Genomic DNA, 16,158 nt, shown 5'->3' with positions numbered 1-16,158 from the left:
CTCGGCCTCCTCCCAACGCCAAGCGCGCACTGCGTCGCATCACAATGACGCGCGGGGGAACCGATAGTTCCGGAACCACAGAGGGCAAAGCGTCGCGGGCGAGCTTATCTCTCCCCTGCTTGCGGACCGCTTTGTGGCGAGAGGGAGAGGAAAGACCGTGCCCGTCACTGCGCCTTTGGCGGCATCACGAAGGTCTGGCCGGGATAGATCAAATTGGGATTGTGGATCTTGTTGCGGTTGGCGTTGAAGATCACGGCGTAGCGGGCGCCGTCACCATAGGCGAGCTTGCTGAGCGCCCACAGGCTGTCGCCGCGGGAGATCACACGGCTGCCACCCGCTTCCGCAGGTGTGCCACTGAGTGCGTCGGCGGGGGAAGCCGATGCGACAGCCGTTCCCGCTGCCCGGGCCATCACCTTCGGCTTCGGAGCACCCATCAATCTGGGCCGAGCCGCGGGCCTGTCGGGCGCTGAGGCCAGGTGCGGCGATGCCGAGGGCAAGGAGGCCACGACTTCAGGCTTGTCGTCGGTCTTCTCGGCCCGCTTCGCCTCCTGTTTCGCTTCTTGCCGCACGGCGGGTGCCGGCGGCGGCGCGGCCTCGGCGATCGTCACCGGCATGCTGCGGCTGGATTGCGTGACGGTCCCGTCGGTCGATTTCGCCCGCAAGGTCAGCTCATAGGAACCGGCGGGAAGCTGCGGCGGGGTCATCACGAACTGGCCCGACGCATCGGCCGTGACGGTGTCGAGCGGCTTGCCGTCGCGCAGCAGCTCCACCTTCGCACCCGGCGTGGCCTGGCCGGCGATCACCGCCGCCTCGCCATGATCGTCGATGCGCGCGACGTCGAAACGGGGACCCGCATCCGCCGCTGCCGGCGGCTTGACCGGCGCAAGATCCGCCAGTGCCGTGACCTGCTTCTGCGTCTCGGCCAGCGCGCCCGCCTTCGGCTCGGGCACCGGCGACGCGACTGGGGCCGGCGGCGCGCTGGCGCCAAGCTTTTGCTCTTCCGCCTTGGGTTCCGGCTTCAGCGCGGGCTTGGTTTCGACCTTCGGTTCGGACTTGGGCTCGATCTTGGCATCGACTTTGGCTTCGGCCTTGGCCTCCGGCTTGGCGGCGACTTCGGTCTTCGCCTCGCCGGGCAGCAGGCGGCGCAGTTCGGTGGGGCCGATCACCAGCACGGTGCCGCCCACCGCGAGCAGACAGAAGGCAATGAAGGCCTTGGATGCGGTGATCATCGGAAATGAACCTTGGGACGCAAATCAGCCGAGGGCAGCAAATTGCGCCGTTTTCGCTGCGGCAGCAAGACGATCGTTGGGATGATGCGCAGCCGCGCCCGAGATGAACCGGCAGGGCCCTGTCGGCGTCAAATCAACGAGACCGCATTGCACCCAATTTTTTTAAGGATTTTCCCCGTGAACGCATTTTGCCGCCCCGCACCATGGCTGGCACTTGTCCTGACGCTGGCCGCATCGCCCGCATTGGCCGCATCCGGCCCGCCGCCGGGTTTCGTCCTCACCGACAATGCCGACCTCGCCTTCACCTCGCCCGACGGTGCCACCAAGCTCGAGCAGTACATGAAGGACGGCGGCGATTTCGACGTCAAATGGCAGGTCTGGGCCCGGCGCGGCGAGCAGATGACCGAGCTGAAGCCCGAGCAAGGTTATGGCGCCGGCTTCCGCTTCACCAGCGACTCGCAATGGCTGGTGCGGATGCAGAAGACCGGCTCGGGCGAGCAGGACCTCTTTCTCTACCATGTCGAGAAGGGCGCCTTCGTCAGCGCGACGAAGCATTCGCTCAGCGATCTCGCCTGGGCCTATTTCCACAGCCGGCCGGACACGCGGAAGATGAAGCTCGACTACCACATCTCGGCCAATCTCGTGAAAGGCACGGAAGAGGCCTATCGCGGGCTCGGTGTGAAATGGCCCGACAACCGTTACCTCGTGATCTCGCTGTCGGGCGAAATGGACAAGCACCCGAAGAACGTCGCCATGAAGGGCCTCGCCGACTGGCGCTGCCGCTATGATCTCAAGACCGGGACCTTCGACGTGCCGGCGATGTTCGCCAAGGCGAATGCGGAAGCCTTGAAGTGGGAGATCCGGCGGTGACGCCGGGGAACAACCTCCTGATTCCGTTCCGATTCATATTTTCGTAACCCTTGCTGGTAACGGGGTCTTGTCGGTTTTGCTGCATCTTGCGCCCCACGGGAGGGCTGGATGGGCACATCGATCCGATGGACCGCGCGGATGCGCGCGTTGCTGCGCCGCTGGCGCGGGGCACCGCTGACATGGCTGATCGTCGGCGGCTTCGTGCTGATGGCCGCAACCGCCATCGGCACCGCACTTACCGTCGACCGCTTCCGGCAGAACGCGATCGAGAGCGGCCGCGACAGCCTGGAAAACTCCGTCCGCATGCTGGCGCGGCATTTCGACCGCGAGTTCGAGGACTTTGCGGTGCTCCAGAAGAGCATCATCGCCGAGCTCGAAAGCCGCGGCATCGAATCCGCCGAGGTGTTCCGCAGCGAGATGGGCACGCTCGCCATGCACGAGGTGCTGCGCGCAAAGGCCAGCGGCTGGTCCGACGTCGCGGGCGCCAATGTGTTCGATTCCAAGGGCGTGCTGATCAACTCGTCGCGGCGCTGGCCGGTCGCCGAGATATCGGTGGCCGACCGCGGCTATTTCAAACGTCTCAAGAACGATCCGGCCGCGCAGGAAGAGATCGAGGTCGTAAAGGGCCGCCTCGGAAACGGACCGGCGATCGTGTTCGCCCGGCGCGTCTCCGGCCCGCACGGCGAATTCCTTGGGCTCGTCTCGCGCGCGATCGCGCCGGAGCAGCTCGAATCCTTCTTCGCCTCGACTGGGCTGGGCGAAGAATCCTCGATCGCGATGCATCACCAGAACGGCCAGCTGCTCGCGCGCATCCCGCATGTCGATGCGATGATCGGGCAGAACTACCGCAAGGGCACGCCCGAGCAGATGGCGGTGTTCGAGCGCACCTTCGTCACCACGAAGCTCGCAAGCCCGATCGACGGCAAGGACCGCATCGTCGCCTCGCGCCTCCTCACCGGCGAGCCGCTGGTCGTGGTTGCGACCAAGTCGCTGGATGCGACGCTCGCCACCTGGCGCACGCAGACGAAGTTCTTCGTCACGGTGGCCGTGGTGTCGATCGGCCTGCTCGTGCTCACGCTCTATCTGATCTTCCGCCAGGTGACGCACCGGCTCTCGCTGGAGAAGCAGCGGCTCGACACCGCCATGAACACCATGACGCAGGGCCTGTTGATGTTCGATCAGGACGAGCGGCTGATCGTCTGCAACCGGCGCTATATCGAGATGTACGCTCTGTCGAGCGAGGTGGTGAAGCCCGGCGCCCATTTCCGCGACGTGATCCAGCATCGCCACGACACCGGCTCGTTCCACGGCGAAGTCTCGTCCTATTGCGACGACATCCTGAACAATGTCGGGCGCACCCAGAGCACCATCGTCGAGACCGCCGACGGCCGGCTGATCGAGATCAAGAACCAGCCGGGCGCGGCCGGCGGCTGGCTCGCGACCCATGACGACGTCACCGCGCGCATTCGCGCCGACGAGCGTATCGCCCATATGGCGCATTACGACGCGTTGACCGACTTGCCCAACCGCGTGCTGATGCGCGGGCATCTGGAGCGCCGCGTCGCCGAGCTTGCCCAAAGCAAGCCGTTCGCGATCCTCTATATCGATGTCGACGAGTTCAAGGGCGTCAACGATTCGCTCGGACACGAGGTCGGCGACGAGCTGCTGCGCCAGGTCGCGAACCGTCTGCGCGCCTGCGTCAGCGGCAACGACATGGTGGCACGGCTCGGCGGCGACGAATTCGCCATCATCAAGGCCGGCACCAACGATCAGGCCCAGCTGACCGCGCTGGCTGAAACGATCTTGAATGCCCTGCGCACACCCGTGAACTGCAAGGGCCAGGAGATCCCGACCGATGCCAGCATTGGTATCGCGATCGCGCCCGACCATGGCGATAATATCGACGACCTGCTCAAGCGCGCCGATCTTGCGATGTATGCGGCGAAGTCGGAAGGGCGCCGCACCTTCCGCGTCTTCTCACCCGAATACGACGCCAAGGCGAAGGCGCGCCGGCAGCTCGAGCTCGATCTACGTCAGGCACTCGCGCGCGGCGAGTTCGAGGTGCACTACCAGCCGCTGGTCGACCTCGCGGCCAATGTCGTCACCGGTTGCGAAGCGCTGCTGCGCTGGCGCCACCCGGAACGCGGCATGGTTTCGCCCGCAGACTTCATTCCGGTTGCGGAAGAGACCGGCCTGATCGGCGAGATCGGCGAATGGGTGCTGAAGCAGGCCTGTACCGAGGCCGCGAGCTGGCCCGGCCAGATCCACGTTGCGGTGAACGTCTCGCCAGTGCAGTTCCGATCGCGGACGCTCGCGCTCAAGGTCGCCGCCGCGCTCGCGGAGTCGGGGCTGGCGCCGGAACGGCTCGAGCTCGAGATCACCGAGACCGTGCTCATTCGCGACGACGAGGAGGCGCTGACCGTCCTCCAGCAGCTGCGCGAGCTCGGCGTGCGCATCGCGCTCGACGATTTCGGCACCGGCTATTCGTCGCTGAGCTATCTGCACCGCTTCCCGTTCGACAAGATCAAGATCGATCGCAGCTTCATCAGCGACATCGGCGAGCCCGAGGATTCCTCGCCGATCGTGCAGGCCGTGGTGCACATGGCCGCCGCCCGCCGCATGGCGACGACCGCCGAAGGCGTCGAGACCGAGGCCCAGCGCGAGGTGCTGCGTCAGCTCGGATGCAGCCAGATGCAGGGCTGGCTGTTCAGCCCCGCGGTGCCGGCTTTGAAGCTGAAGCAGCTCTTGTCGGCGCAGGCCGCGGCGGCTTGAGCTGCGCGCTCATGACTGCCGATCCATCCGCGGTGTCCGTGACGAATTGGCATCGAACCGCTCGCGATGCGGTTGAACTGATGGCACGCGACCGCCTGTCACGCCTTTTGTCATAAAGCGTTTCCCTCCCCCTCCGCCCATCGTGCGTTCGCGAAACCCCGCGCCTGCTTGGAGCAGGATCGGACAAAGCGTGGCCGCTTCAGGCAATACGCTGGGCCCTCACAGCCATAGAACGCGCACCGGCCCGTACAAATACGGGCGACTGATTTGAAGTTCGACTGATCAGGAGGCGCAACTATGACCGGAAACTCCGCTCCCATGCGCGATCCCCCGCAGCAGGGCTTGCCACCTGCACCTGGCGGACAGGGGGAGGACAACTCGCATTCCGACCGGCGCGCCGCCGGTGCGGAGATGGCGCGCGTGCTCAGGACCGAACCGTTTCGCATGGCGCTGGATGCCTCCGGCGCCGGCATCGCGCACTGGAGACACGATCCACTGCACGACGTCGTCGAGCCCATGAGCCACCACGTGATCATGGCCTACAACGGCGTGATGCAGCGCATGGAGCGGCGCTCGGGACGATCGGTCGCGATCGGTACGTTTCGCCCCGGGGTCCTGATCATCATTCCGGAAGGATCGAGCTCCAGGTGGGACATTCCAAAGCCCGTCGACGTGGTTCAGCTCTATCTTCCCGATGCGACGCTGAAGCGCATTGCCGACGAAGCCGGGACCACCGGACCGGCCGACCTGCTGGAGCGAACAGCGCATCCCGATCCCATCACGTCCCGACTGCTGCTGAGCGCGGCGGACGCGCTGGAGGGCCATGGCGCGCTGGATAATCTGTTCCGGCATCAGCTGACGGATCTTCTGGCCACGCGCGTTCTGGCGGCCCATTCAGGCTCGCCGACCACGTTGCAGCCGACCATGGGCGGGCTGTCGCCGAAAGTCCTGCTCCGTGCGATCGAACGATTGCGGTCTGACAGTGATGCGGACGTCTCGCTCGATGCGCTGGCGTCCGATGCCGGTCTGTCGCGCTTTCACTTCTGCCGCGCCTTCAAGGAAAGCACCGGGTTGTCGCCGCATGCCTGGCTCCGCCAGCACCGGCTCGAGCAGGCCATGAAGATGCTGCGCGACAGTGACGATGCGGTGGTCTCGATCGCAGCCGCGCTTGGCTATTCCTCGCAGACGGCGTTCGCAGCCGCCTTCAGGAAGCTGACCGGCGAGAGCCCGAGCGATTGGCGCAGGCGCCAGCGTTAGCAGCAATCGCGCTGCAATCACGGCAATCGCTCTGGCGCAGCGGCAGATCCGATCCGCTAAACCATCACCATGCCCAGACCAATCGACGGAGACCGAAGATGACCTGGAAAAAGATGACCTGGAAAAACTTCATCAGCCGGCGGGTGATCGCCTCGCGCCGCCGAGGTCTTGCGACTGCAACCTTGTACGGACTCTCGCTGGCCGTTCGCTTCACGTCCGCGACGGGCGAGGAGGTGGAGATTCCCGCGCAGGCCCTGCACCCAGCCTACCCGCTGATGTCGATCATGACCCGGGACGGCTCCGGCCTTCCCTACCAGGACTGGGGCCCGAGGGCGGCTCAGTCGGTCATCTTTCGCCAAGGCTGGCCATCGAGTTCGCAGCTGTCGCGCTGCGTAGCGCCTTAAGACCAGCGATTCACTTCATCCCTTCTCATCTCTTCGTGCCGTCGCCGGACGCGGCCCTGAGCGGAGCAGCGATGGCTCGCGCACGGACTTTCGAAACTGCCTACCAAGGAGCAAACCCATGCGATTAGTCATCATCGGCGCCGGCTTCGCCGGCATGTACGCCGCCCTTTCCGCAGCCCGCCTGCGCGAGATTCAGGGCGTCTCGCCAGAGGCGCTCGAGATCGCGCTGGTGGCCCCCGAGCCGACACTCGTGGTTCGCCCGCGGCTCTATGAACCGAAGCCCGAGACCCTGACGGCGCCCCTGCTCGACGTGCTCGAGGCCATCGACGTCACCTATGTGCAAGGCAGCGCCGAGACGGTCGACACCAAATCCTGCATGGTGAAGATCGCCACGGCGAAGGGCACGAAAAAGACGCTCTCTTACGACCGTCTCGTCGTGACCACCGGCAGCCGGCTGTTCCGTCCGAATATTCCGGGTCTTGCCGAGCATGGCTTCAGCGTCGATTCGCTCGACGACGCCATCGCACTCGACAAGCACCTGCATGGCCTCGCCAAGCGGCCGGCAACGAACGGGCGCGACACGGTCGTCGTCGCCGGCGGCGGCTTCACCGGCATCGAGGCCGCCACGGAAATGCCGGCACGGCTTCGCGACATCCTCGGCGCCAACGCGAAGACCCGCGTCATCATCGTCGAGCGCAACAATGCGATCGCGCCCGACATGGGCGCAGGCCCTCGACCCGTCATCGAGGACGCCCTTCACAAGCTCGGTGTTCAAACCCGCCTCGGTGCCGGCGTCACCTCGCTCGACGAGTCCGGCGTCACCCTGTCCAGCGGCGAACACATCGAGGCCGAGACCGTGATCTGGGCGGCCGGCATTCGTGCCGCGCCTTTGACCGCGCAGATCCCCGCCGAGCGCGACAGTTTCGGCCGCTTGCTGGTCGACCGCTGCTTGCAGGTGCCAGGCGTCCAGGGCGTGTTCGCGGCGGGCGATGCGGCACGTGCCGCCTGCGACGACGAGGGCAATTACGCGCTGATGTCGTGCCAGCACGCCACGCGCATGGGCGCCTTCGCCGGCAACAATGCGGCCGCGGAGCTGCTGGGCCTGCCGACCAGGCCCTATCACCAGAAGGCCTATGTCACATGCCTCGATCTCGGCGAAGCCGGCGCGCTGTTCACGCGCGGCTGGGAGCGCAACGTGGAGATCGTCGGCGAGGTCGCCAAGAAGACGAAACGGGAGATCAACACCGTCTGGATCTACCCGCCGCGCGCCGAACGTGCCGTCGCGCTGGCCGCGGCCGATCCGGAGCGCGTGACTGACCTCTAGAGCATGATCCGGAAAAGTGTGTAGCGGTTTTCCGAAAAGATCATGCTCAAACAATAACCTAAAGCGCGATGACGATTCATCCTGATCTCATCGCGCTTTAGGCACTCACACGACATCGGCCACGCACCCACACGCGGTTTCAATCGATCGTGGCTGGACTGCGCTGTCAGCGAAGAAGGAGATCGAACATGAAAAGTGAAAATGTCGTCATCGTGACGGGAGGCAGCTCGGGCATCGGGCGCGCGGCGGCACTACGTTTCGCCAGACAAGGCGACAAGGTGCTCGTGACCGGCCGCCGTCGCGGCCCTATCGAAGAAACGGTTGCCGAGCACGCAAACATTGCCGGCCTGGTTGCCGATGTCGCCTCCGCCGAAGATGCCAGGCGCACAATTGCCAAGGCGGTCGATACCTGGGGCAAGGTCGATGCCTTGGTCAACAACGCAGGCGCAGGCGCAATTCTTCCGCTGGCCGACGCGACGGCCGATCGGATCATGGACATCTTCTCCGTGAATGTGATCGGCCCAAGTCTGCTCGCCGCTGCTGCTCTGCCTCACCTCAGGGCAACACAGGGCGCAATCGTCAATGTCTCGAGCACTTTCGGTCACAGGCCGGCGGGCGCCCTGTCGCATTACGCAGCCAGCAAGGCGGCATTGGAGCACTTGACTCGCTGCTGGGCGCTGGAGCTCGCACCGGTCGGTATACGCGTGAACGCGGTCGCTGCGGGGCCCACTGAATCCGGCGCTCTGACTGGCATGATGGGGCTGTCCCTGGAGCAGGCTGCCGCAATCAAGGAGCAGGAGCGCGCGCGCATACCGCTCGGGCGGCGCGGCGTTCCGGACGATGTCGCAGAATGGATCGTCCGGCTCGCCGGCCCCGCCTCAGAATGGGTGACGGGCCAGGTGGTCGCGATCGATGGCGGCTTGGGACTGGCATAGCTGCCCGCATGCGTTGGCAGCAATCACTCTATAGCGGCGGCAATCGCTCTGGGGCAGTCGCACGTCGCGTTCGATAAATCATCACGGGACAGTCCCAGCAATGAGCGCGCCACCAATCTCCGAACACCTCACCAGCATTGACCGCGCTGCCCACGGAAGACGCGCGGTCTTTTCCCGAACTGAACGTCAAGACAGAGCGCAGGAGCTTTCAACAATGAATCAGACGATCCGCAACACCCAGGAGACAACGAACATGAACTTGCACGACACTGCACACCTCGGCAGAGGCCCCGAAGAGCTGGTCCCGTCGCGGTACGCGCTGCGGATTGGCGAGATCGACGTACTGGTGATCAGCGATGGAGTGCTGACGCTGCCAGGTGCGATGCTGGCCCACAACGCCGACCCGGCCGTCCGCGCGGCCTGGCTGAAGGACATGTTCCTGCCGCCGGATGCTTTCGATTGGGCGCTGAACGTGGTCGTGGTGCGCAGCGGCGGCCAGACCATCCTCGTCGACGCTGGACTAGGGTCCGACCCTGACTTGCACCTGCCGCGGGCCGGGCAGTTGAGCAAGCGACTGGAAGCCGCCGGCATCGATCTTGGGTCCGTGACCGACGTGGTGCTGACGCATATGCACATGGACCACATTGGCGGCCTGCTCGTCGACGAGGTCAGGGACCGGTTGCGCCCGGACCTGCGCATCCACGTGGCAGCCGCCGAGGTCAAGTTCTGGGAGGCGCCCGATTTCTCCCACGTCGCGATGCCGCCGGGATTTCCGGATGCGCTTCGGGCAACCGCCAAGCGGTTCGCGAAAGAGTACCATAACCAGCTGCGCACCTTCGAGGACGAGCACGAGGTGGCGCCGGGCGTGGTGGTCACGCGCACCGGCGGCCACACCCCCGGGCACAGCGTGGTCCGCCTGGCATCCGGCGGCGATCGGCTGACATTCGCCGGCGACGCCGTGTTCACCGTCGGATTCGATCATCCCGAGTGGCACAACGGCTTCGAGCACGATCCCGAAGAGGCGGCCCGCGTTCGTGTGCGCCTCCTGCGGGAGCTGGCGACGAACGAAGAGCTCCTCGTCGCCACTCACATGCCGTTCCCATCGGTCGGCCGGGTGGCGGTCGACGGCGATCACTTTCGCTGGGTGCCGGCGTTCTGGGACTACTGACCGCTAGAAAGCATGATCCGAACCTGACGGGCCGCGTTAGCGCAAAGTCTGCTGCGGTTTAAGGATCATGCTCAGCGCGAACCGAGGCGCGATGACGATCACCCGATCTCATCGCGCTTTGTCGCACGACAGAAAATCTACATCATGCCTTTTGCGGCACGCACTTCGGCGATCTCGGCGTCGGGATGGCTGACGATGGTCGCAAACATGATGCCGCTGATGATCAGCGACCAGGCGGTGTCCCAATAGATCCAAAACACGTGCCAGCCTCCGTCTCGATCTCCTCCGCCCGCGGGATCAGGGTAACGGCAAGGCGAGGCTGCCGTTCCCGGTGCGCATGCGGGGCTATTCTTGTTTGGTCGGCGGGGCGCTGCGACCGGTTTGACCGGTGTGGCGCTTTGCCACGACGTCCTCGTCGCGCTCGCCCTGATGCGGGCGCGGCGGCGGCTTGGGCTGGCCTTGCTGACCGCCATGCTTGCCGCCTATGTCGGGCTTGCCTTCGAGATCGTTTTCACGGGGCATGATGCTTCAATGCGCTGGCGCGGCATTGGTTCGCATTGTGAACGAGGTCATAGGATCGCCGCGGTTTGCGGTGCACGATCGTTGCCCGAGGCATCGAGATTCGACCGGCGGATTAGGCCTGATGCGGAGACGACTGATCGCCTGGACCATCCTGACCTGCGGGCTGCTTGCGGTCACCGTATGGACCGTGCTCGGTCCGCCCAATTACCCGCCCGGCCCCCATTTGCCCTCCCGCAGCGTGACGGCGGCGGTGCGGTAGCCTCCGGGCGACCGATACAATTACGGCATCGATCGATCCCAACTGGAATTTGGTACGACGGCGCGCCTCCCGCTATCCTCGACGGCAAAACGACAATGCCGCACCGGCTTTGAGGAGGAGACCATGTTGAGACCGACCCGACGCATCGCATCGCGCCTGCCCCGTGCTGCGATCGCCACCACCCTCACCTTTCTCGCCCTCATTCCTGGAGTCCGTGCCGGCATGGCCGAAACCTTCGCTTATGTCGGCAACGCCGACAGCAACGACATCAGCGTGTTCAAGATGGCCGAGAGCGGCGAGATGATGCCAGTGCAGACGGCCGCCTTCACCGGCGTCGAAAAGCCGGGATCCTCGACGCCGCTCGCGATCACCCCCGACAAGCGCGTGCTGATCGCCGGCATCCGCTCGCAGCCATACCTCGCGGTGAGCTTCGCGATCGACCCCAAGACTGGTCAGCTCAGTCATATCGGCAACGGACCGCTCGCCGACAGCATGGCCAATATCGCCGTCGATCGCAGCGGCAAGTTCCTGTTCAGTGCCTCCTATGGCGGCAACAAGGTCGCGCTGAATCCGCTTCAAGCCAACGGCGTCGCGGGCGAGCCGAAGCAGGTGATCCCGACCGGGCTGAATGCGCACGCAGTTCTGCCCTCGCCCGACAACCGATTCGTGTTCGCGACCAATCTCGGCTCCGACCAGGTGCTGAGCTTTGCGTTCGACGCCACGACCGGCACGCTGACGCCAAGCGATCCGCCGGCCCACAAGGTGCCGGAAAAATCCGGGCCGCGGCACTTCGTGTTCCACCCGGGTGGCAAGTTCGTCTATCTCGTTCACGAGCTGAACGGCGACGTCGCGGCGTTCAGCTATGAGGCCAAGAGCGGCGCCTGGACCGAGATCCAGCGCACCAGCGCACTGCCGGAAGGGTTCAACGGCAAAGCCTCCGATAAAAAACCTTGGGCCGCCGACATCCACATCACGCCCGACGGGCGCTTCCTCTACGCCTCCGAGCGCACCACGAACACGCTCACCGCCTACAAGGTCGATGCAACAAGCGGCAAGCTGACCACGATCGGCAGTGTGCCGACCGAGAAGCAGCCCCGCGGCTTCAACATCGATCCCTCTGGGCGCTATCTCGCCGCGGTCGGCGAACTCTCCGACGGCATGACGGTCTATGCGATCGACCAGAGCAGCGGCGCGCTCGCCAAGCTGAAATCCTATCCCACCGGCAAGAAGCCGAACTGGGTGGAGTTTCTGAGCCTGCCGTGAGGGACGCGCGGCCGGCCTACGTAATCATCCGTAATTTCGCGAGGCCCGCCTTGGCGCGATATCATCGGGCATGGACCGTCAAATTGTCTTCAAGTGTCCCCAGACCGGCATGAATGTGCAATATCGGCTTGGCGACGAGCCAACCGATCGGACGCATGTTTCCGTGCCGTGTCAGGCCTGTACGCGCCTGCACCTGATCGATCGCGCCACCGGCAAGCTGCTGGGTGATCGCCGGAGCTGACGGCCAGCCAGCCCCGCTGCGACCTCCCCGTCCGGCGGAGCGAACCTGATCTCCAATCCGGCGACTAATCAAAGACTTGCCACCGCGGCCCGCGCCGGCGTGGCATCCCGCCATGGGACAACGCTGCCGTAGTCCGGCCCGTTGCCATCTGCTATCGATTGAAGGGCTTGAACCCGTGGAATTTTCGATGCGTCATTTGCCCCGTGCCGTTGCCCGAAGCCTGTTTCCCGCAGCCATCGCTGGCGTGTTCGCTCTCGGCCCATATCCGGCTGGAGCCGCCGAGGACGATGCCCCCAAGGGGCCGGCGGTCACGGTGCTGAAGGTCGCGAAATCCTGCTTCTCCGACATCGTCGAGGCCACCGGCACGATCATCGCGCGCGAGGAAACCTCGGTGCGGCCCGAACGTCCCGGCCTGAAGGTGACCGAGGTGCTGGCCGAAGCCGGCCAGACCATCACTGCCGGCCAGGTGCTGGCGCGGCTGGCGCTGCCGGAAGGCGGCACGCTTCAGGTCACCGCGCCCGTGGCGGGCGTGATCGCCACGTCGACCGCGCAGATCGGCAATTTCGCCTCGGCCAAGGGCGAGGCCCTGTTCACGATCGTGGCGCGCAGCGAATATGATCTGGTCGGCCTGGTCGCGACCACCGACATGCGCAAGCTCGCCGTCAATCAGCAAGCGACCGTGCGCATCGCCGGCGCCGGCGACATCGACGGCAAGATTCGCCGCATCGGGCCGACCGTCGAGCAAAACATCCAGCAGGGCATGGTCTATATCGGCATCTCTTCGCAGAAGCGCCTGTTGCTCAACGCGAGCGGGCGCGCGCTGATCAAGACCGGGCAGAGCTGCAACGTCGCGGTGCCGCTGACGGCCGTGCAATATTCCTCGGCCGGCACCGTGGTGCAGGTGATCCGCCGCAATCGCGTCGAGACGAAGCGCGTCGAGATCGGATTGATGTCGGGCGGCAATATCGAGGTCCGCGACGGCCTCAACGATGGCGACGTCATCGTCGCCCGCGCCGGCGCGCTGCTGCGCGAGGGCGATCCGGTGCGCCCGGTGATGGCGAGCGCAGAAGCGGCGAAGTAGCAGCGACGATCGTCATTGCGAGCCAACGGGTCCGCGCGTAGCGCGGCCCGATGACAGGCTCCGCGAAGCAATCCAGAGTCCCTCCACGGAGAGATTTCTGGATTGCTTCGTCGCAAGAGCTCCTCGCAATGACGAGGTGGCGACAGATGTGCGCTCAGGCACGGCTATCGTAGAGCCTGTGAGCCAATTCGTTTGTTTCGGCATGGACCTCAAGGGGCGTTAGCGTCCCTTGAGGTCGAAGCCGGCGGCGTCAGGCCGTCGGTATGCTGCTGCGGTCTATGCCTTTACGAGACGGTGTCCCTGCAGGATGTTGTTGGTGAGGGCGTACCAGAGCACAACGGCACGGACCTTCGCGATACCGCGCACGGTTAATTGCCTGAGGTCCCAGTTCCGCCATCGGGCATGGATGCATTCGCAGATTGTGCGGGCTTGGTACTGTGCCTTGCCGGCTTCGCTGGCCATGCGAGCACGCCAGGCCGCTACGCCAGGACCGTCGTTGCTCCGGGGTAAAAAGGGATCGACACCGCTCCTGGATTTGGGAGGAGGACAGTAAACCTCGATACCTTCGCCATGCGCCCATTCGATGTCCTCGCCACTGCAAAACCCGCCATCGGCGAGGTAGCGGCGTGGCAAGCGCTTCAGCCGAGCGCGCGTTCGCTCCAGCATCGGTCGCATCAAGCCGCGATCTGAGCCGCTGTTGTCGACATCGATCGCGATCACGATCAGTTCGCCGGCCGCGCTAGCCACCTGCACATTGTAGGCCGGACGGAAGCCGGCATCCGCCATCTTCATCACCCGTGCCTGCGGGTCGGTGGTAGAGGCCCGTGGCTCTTTTGGCTTTTTGCCGTTGCCGCCCTTGTCATCGAGCTGTTTTCGCTTGCGCTTGATCTCAGCCAGCGCCGCTTGCGCGGCCTGCACCCGCTCGCTGCGTTCCCGCGCCGCGCGCTCCTTAGCGGCCCGGATACGCCGATTGCTGGCTTCCGGATCCGCATCGACCTCGCGCTTGAGCTCTTCCACCACGGCCCCGGCCTGTGCCATCTGCCGATCCAGCGTCGCCTCCCGCCGGAACGATCCGGTTCCCGCACTCGCCCGTATCCGCACCCCGTCCTGGGTCAGCTTCTCCAGATCAACCAACCCTGCCTCGTTCAGGGCCACCAGATGTTCGACCAGCAAACGGTCGAGCAAGTCGGCACAGCCGACCCGGAAGTCCGATAGCGTATGATGGTTCAAAGACACGCCGCCGCAGAGCCAGCGGTAGACGTCGTGACTGTCGCAGAGCCGGTCCAGCGCCCGCGCGCTGCCAACGCCATCGCTCGTGGCGTACAGCCAAAGCGCCAGCAGCAACCGTGGCGATGGCGCCGGATAACCCGGCCTGTTCTCCCGCGCCTTGACGCGATCTTCCAGCTCGCTCAAGTCGAGCCCTTCGACATAAGCCCAGATCACCCGCACCGGATGATCCTGCCCGATCAGGCTATCGATATCGACCGCTCGCAATTCGACCTGATCGCGCACAGGCTCGCGCAGCCGAGGTGCGCCCCGCGGCACCACTTCGGTGCATGGCGCCGACTGTTCCGGCAATTCGCCAAAAAGTCCGTCGTCAGCCATCATTCTCTCCAGCAAATCAATCTGCTTAGAGAATCATATCCGCCTGACGCTCGATACGGAAAAGAGTCACAGCCTCGTAGGGTGGGCAAAGCCACCGGGTCGCGCGAAACGCGCGCCCGATGACAGGCTCCGCGTGCCCACGTCTTTCGAAATGTTGGAGAGAATGGTGGGCACGGCGCTTTACGCCTTTGCCCACCCTACAAGAGCTGCGATTGCCGAAAAAACTAGCCGCCGGCTTCGCCGAAACGGACGTCCTCGAGCAATGACGACGAGACGCTCGGGACCTGGTCGCCTTCGCTGGCGCGGGAGATGGCGACGCGGGTCTTGTTGAAGACGCTTTCGGCGCTGCTGCCTTGCGCATTGAGGTTGTTGAGGAGCTCGCTGACCAGCACGCTGTGCTCGCCCTTGCCGTCATCGACGACCTTGCCGGGCGAGGCCGAGGTGAGGATCAGCGCATTGTCGGACGCGCTGATCGGCGCGAGACCGTGGCTGTAGGAGCGGAAGCGGCGCTCGTAGGGGTTACGGCGGGAGGCGTCGACGACGACGAGCTTGGCCTTGGCGCCCTGCTCCTTCATCATGTCGAGCACGCCCTCGATGGAGACGCCGTGGCGGCGGACGTCGCTTTCTTTCCAGATCACGGCATCGACCGGCAGCATGTAGCTCTCGCGGCCGGCCTGCACGCCATAGCCGCCGAAGAACAGCATGACGACGCTGTCGTGCTTGATCCGGGACTTCAGGCGGTTGACGGCGCGGACCATGTCGTCCTTGGTCGCGTCTTCCACCATGTCGACGTCAAAGCCGCTCTTGCGCAGGGACGAAGAGAGCGCGCGGGCATCATTGATCGACTGCGTCAGGGGCGCGTTGGCGTCTGGGTAATGTCCATTGCCGATGACCAGCGCCAGACGCGTGGCATGGCCGATAGAGCCGGTGATCTGGTCGGTCGAGACGGCCTTGGCGGCGTCGATCGCGCGCATGTTGAGGGCAGCATGGGCGCCGATCACGAGGGACACCGTGCCGATGAGGGCGGCGGCGACGGCAATCGTGCGTCGGGAAAGGTCGAGCTGCCTTACATTCATCTCGGTTCGTTCCTGTGCCAAAGACCAGCCAAGCGCGCGCACACTGTTTGAGTAGCGCGATAGCGTCTTTAGGTTTGAGGGATTGGCCGGGGATGTGCCCCCGAATTGCGCGCAATTTGCGGCGCCGCACCAAACAAACCTTTAACCGGATA

The 16,158-nt window shown here is 64.9% G+C and carries 15 protein-coding genes; 10 read left to right on the top strand and 5 right to left on the bottom strand.

From position 1 onward, the window contains the following. Positions 1-164: 164 nt before the first annotated feature. Positions 165-1,229, bottom strand: a complete 1,065-nt coding sequence (locus ACNJX8_RS02305) for a LysM peptidoglycan-binding domain-containing protein (RefSeq protein ID WP_439359420.1) — start codon at positions 1,227-1,229, stop codon at positions 165-167. Between the two features lie 177 nt (positions 1,230-1,406). Between ACNJX8_RS02305 and ACNJX8_RS02300 the strand changes: the two genes are divergently transcribed. The 7 genes from ACNJX8_RS02300 (at position 1,407) to ACNJX8_RS02270 (ending at position 9,959) form a co-directional block, all read left to right on the top strand. Then, positions 1,407-2,099: a hypothetical protein gene (locus tag ACNJX8_RS02300; protein ID WP_439359419.1), complete on the top strand. Its 693-nt coding sequence runs from the start codon at positions 1,407-1,409 to the stop codon at positions 2,097-2,099. A gap of 108 nt (positions 2,100-2,207) precedes the next feature. Continuing rightward, the gene (locus ACNJX8_RS02295; RefSeq protein ID WP_439359418.1) at positions 2,208-4,871 is read left to right on the top strand and encodes a bifunctional diguanylate cyclase/phosphodiesterase; all 2,664 of its coding nucleotides are present in this window, start codon (positions 2,208-2,210) and stop codon (positions 4,869-4,871) included. Between the two features lie 297 nt (positions 4,872-5,168). Then, positions 5,169-6,128, top strand: a complete 960-nt coding sequence (locus tag ACNJX8_RS02290) for a helix-turn-helix transcriptional regulator (protein WP_439359417.1) — start codon at positions 5,169-5,171, stop codon at positions 6,126-6,128. 98 nt (positions 6,129-6,226) lie between these two features. Beyond that, positions 6,227-6,532 (top strand): hypothetical protein, encoded by a 306-nt coding sequence (locus ACNJX8_RS02285; protein ID WP_439359416.1) that lies wholly within the window; start codon positions 6,227-6,229, stop codon positions 6,530-6,532. Positions 6,533-6,650: 118 nt separating this feature from the next. After that, positions 6,651-7,856, top strand: coding sequence for an NAD(P)/FAD-dependent oxidoreductase (locus ACNJX8_RS02280; protein ID WP_439359415.1), 1,206 nt, complete (start codon positions 6,651-6,653; stop codon positions 7,854-7,856). 149 nt (positions 7,857-8,005) lie between these two features. After that, positions 8,006-8,791, top strand: a complete 786-nt coding sequence (locus ACNJX8_RS02275; protein WP_439359414.1) for an SDR family NAD(P)-dependent oxidoreductase — start codon at positions 8,006-8,008, stop codon at positions 8,789-8,791. Between the two features lie 214 nt (positions 8,792-9,005). Next, positions 9,006-9,959, top strand: a complete 954-nt coding sequence (locus tag ACNJX8_RS02270) for an MBL fold metallo-hydrolase (protein ID WP_439359413.1) — start codon at positions 9,006-9,008, stop codon at positions 9,957-9,959. 137 nt (positions 9,960-10,096) lie between these two features. Here the strand turns inward: ACNJX8_RS02270 and ACNJX8_RS02265 are convergent, their stop codons facing one another. After that, positions 10,097-10,219: a hypothetical protein gene (locus ACNJX8_RS02265; protein WP_256477651.1), complete on the bottom strand. Its 123-nt coding sequence runs from the start codon at positions 10,217-10,219 to the stop codon at positions 10,097-10,099. 85 nt (positions 10,220-10,304) lie between these two features. After that, entirely contained in the window at positions 10,305-10,481 is a 177-nt protein-coding gene (locus ACNJX8_RS02260; RefSeq protein WP_439359412.1) for a hypothetical protein, read from the bottom strand. Between the two features lie 121 nt (positions 10,482-10,602). Here ACNJX8_RS02260 and ACNJX8_RS02255 point away from each other — a divergent pair, with 121 nt between their 5' ends. From ACNJX8_RS02255 to ACNJX8_RS02245, 3 genes are all read left to right on the top strand, one after another. Continuing rightward, positions 10,603-10,740, top strand: coding sequence for a hypothetical protein (locus ACNJX8_RS02255; protein ID WP_164935182.1), 138 nt, complete (start codon positions 10,603-10,605; stop codon positions 10,738-10,740). 123 nt (positions 10,741-10,863) lie between these two features. Next, entirely contained in the window at positions 10,864-12,003 is a 1,140-nt protein-coding gene (locus ACNJX8_RS02250; protein ID WP_439359411.1) for a lactonase family protein, read from the top strand. Between the two features lie 428 nt (positions 12,004-12,431). Further along, positions 12,432-13,325, top strand: coding sequence for an efflux RND transporter periplasmic adaptor subunit (locus ACNJX8_RS02245; protein ID WP_439359410.1), 894 nt, complete (start codon positions 12,432-12,434; stop codon positions 13,323-13,325). 276 nt (positions 13,326-13,601) lie between these two features. On the opposite strand, the gene ACNJX8_RS02240 is transcribed toward ACNJX8_RS02245, so the two are convergent. Next, a complete protein-coding gene (locus ACNJX8_RS02240) occupies positions 13,602-14,933 on the bottom strand; it encodes an IS1182 family transposase (RefSeq protein WP_439359409.1) in 1,332 nt (443 codons plus the stop codon). A gap of 221 nt (positions 14,934-15,154) precedes the next feature. Next, complete coding sequence (locus ACNJX8_RS02235) at positions 15,155-16,006, bottom strand: caspase family protein (protein WP_128930716.1); 852 nt, start codon at positions 16,004-16,006, stop codon at positions 15,155-15,157. Between the last annotated feature and the right edge of the window lie 152 nt (positions 16,007-16,158).

The organism is Bradyrhizobium sp. SPXBL-04, assembly GCF_051853035.1.
GTDB lineage: Bacteria > Pseudomonadota > Alphaproteobacteria > Rhizobiales > Xanthobacteraceae > Bradyrhizobium > Bradyrhizobium zhanjiangense.
The sequence above is the reverse complement of the archived record's forward strand: the minus strand, read 5'-3'. Positions and strand labels throughout refer to the sequence as shown.

Excerpts from the sequence above, each read along its gene's own strand:
- ACNJX8_RS02305 (WP_439359420.1), bottom strand. The coding sequence starts at position 1,229 with ATGATCACCGCATCCAAGGCCTTCATTGCCTTCTGTCTGCTCGCGGTG.
- ACNJX8_RS02295 (WP_439359418.1), top strand. The coding sequence starts at position 2,208 with ATGGGCACATCGATCCGATGGACCGCGCGGATGCGCGCGTTGCTGCGC.
- ACNJX8_RS02290 (WP_439359417.1), top strand. The coding sequence starts at position 5,169 with ATGACCGGAAACTCCGCTCCCATGCGCGATCCCCCGCAGCAGGGCTTG.
- ACNJX8_RS02285 (WP_439359416.1), top strand. The coding sequence starts at position 6,227 with ATGACCTGGAAAAAGATGACCTGGAAAAACTTCATCAGCCGGCGGGTG.
- ACNJX8_RS02280 (WP_439359415.1), top strand. The coding sequence starts at position 6,651 with ATGCGATTAGTCATCATCGGCGCCGGCTTCGCCGGCATGTACGCCGCC.
- ACNJX8_RS02270 (WP_439359413.1), top strand. The coding sequence starts at position 9,006 with ATGAATCAGACGATCCGCAACACCCAGGAGACAACGAACATGAACTTG.
- ACNJX8_RS02260 (WP_439359412.1), bottom strand. The coding sequence starts at position 10,481 with ATGCCCCGTGAAAACGATCTCGAAGGCAAGCCCGACATAGGCGGCAAG.
- ACNJX8_RS02255 (WP_164935182.1), top strand. The coding sequence starts at position 10,603 with ATGCGGAGACGACTGATCGCCTGGACCATCCTGACCTGCGGGCTGCTT.
- ACNJX8_RS02250 (WP_439359411.1), top strand. The coding sequence starts at position 10,864 with ATGTTGAGACCGACCCGACGCATCGCATCGCGCCTGCCCCGTGCTGCG.
- ACNJX8_RS02245 (WP_439359410.1), top strand. The coding sequence starts at position 12,432 with ATGCGTCATTTGCCCCGTGCCGTTGCCCGAAGCCTGTTTCCCGCAGCC.
- ACNJX8_RS02240 (WP_439359409.1), bottom strand. The coding sequence starts at position 14,933 with ATGATGGCTGACGACGGACTTTTTGGCGAATTGCCGGAACAGTCGGCG.
- ACNJX8_RS02235 (WP_128930716.1), bottom strand. The coding sequence starts at position 16,006 with ATGAATGTAAGGCAGCTCGACCTTTCCCGACGCACGATTGCCGTCGCC.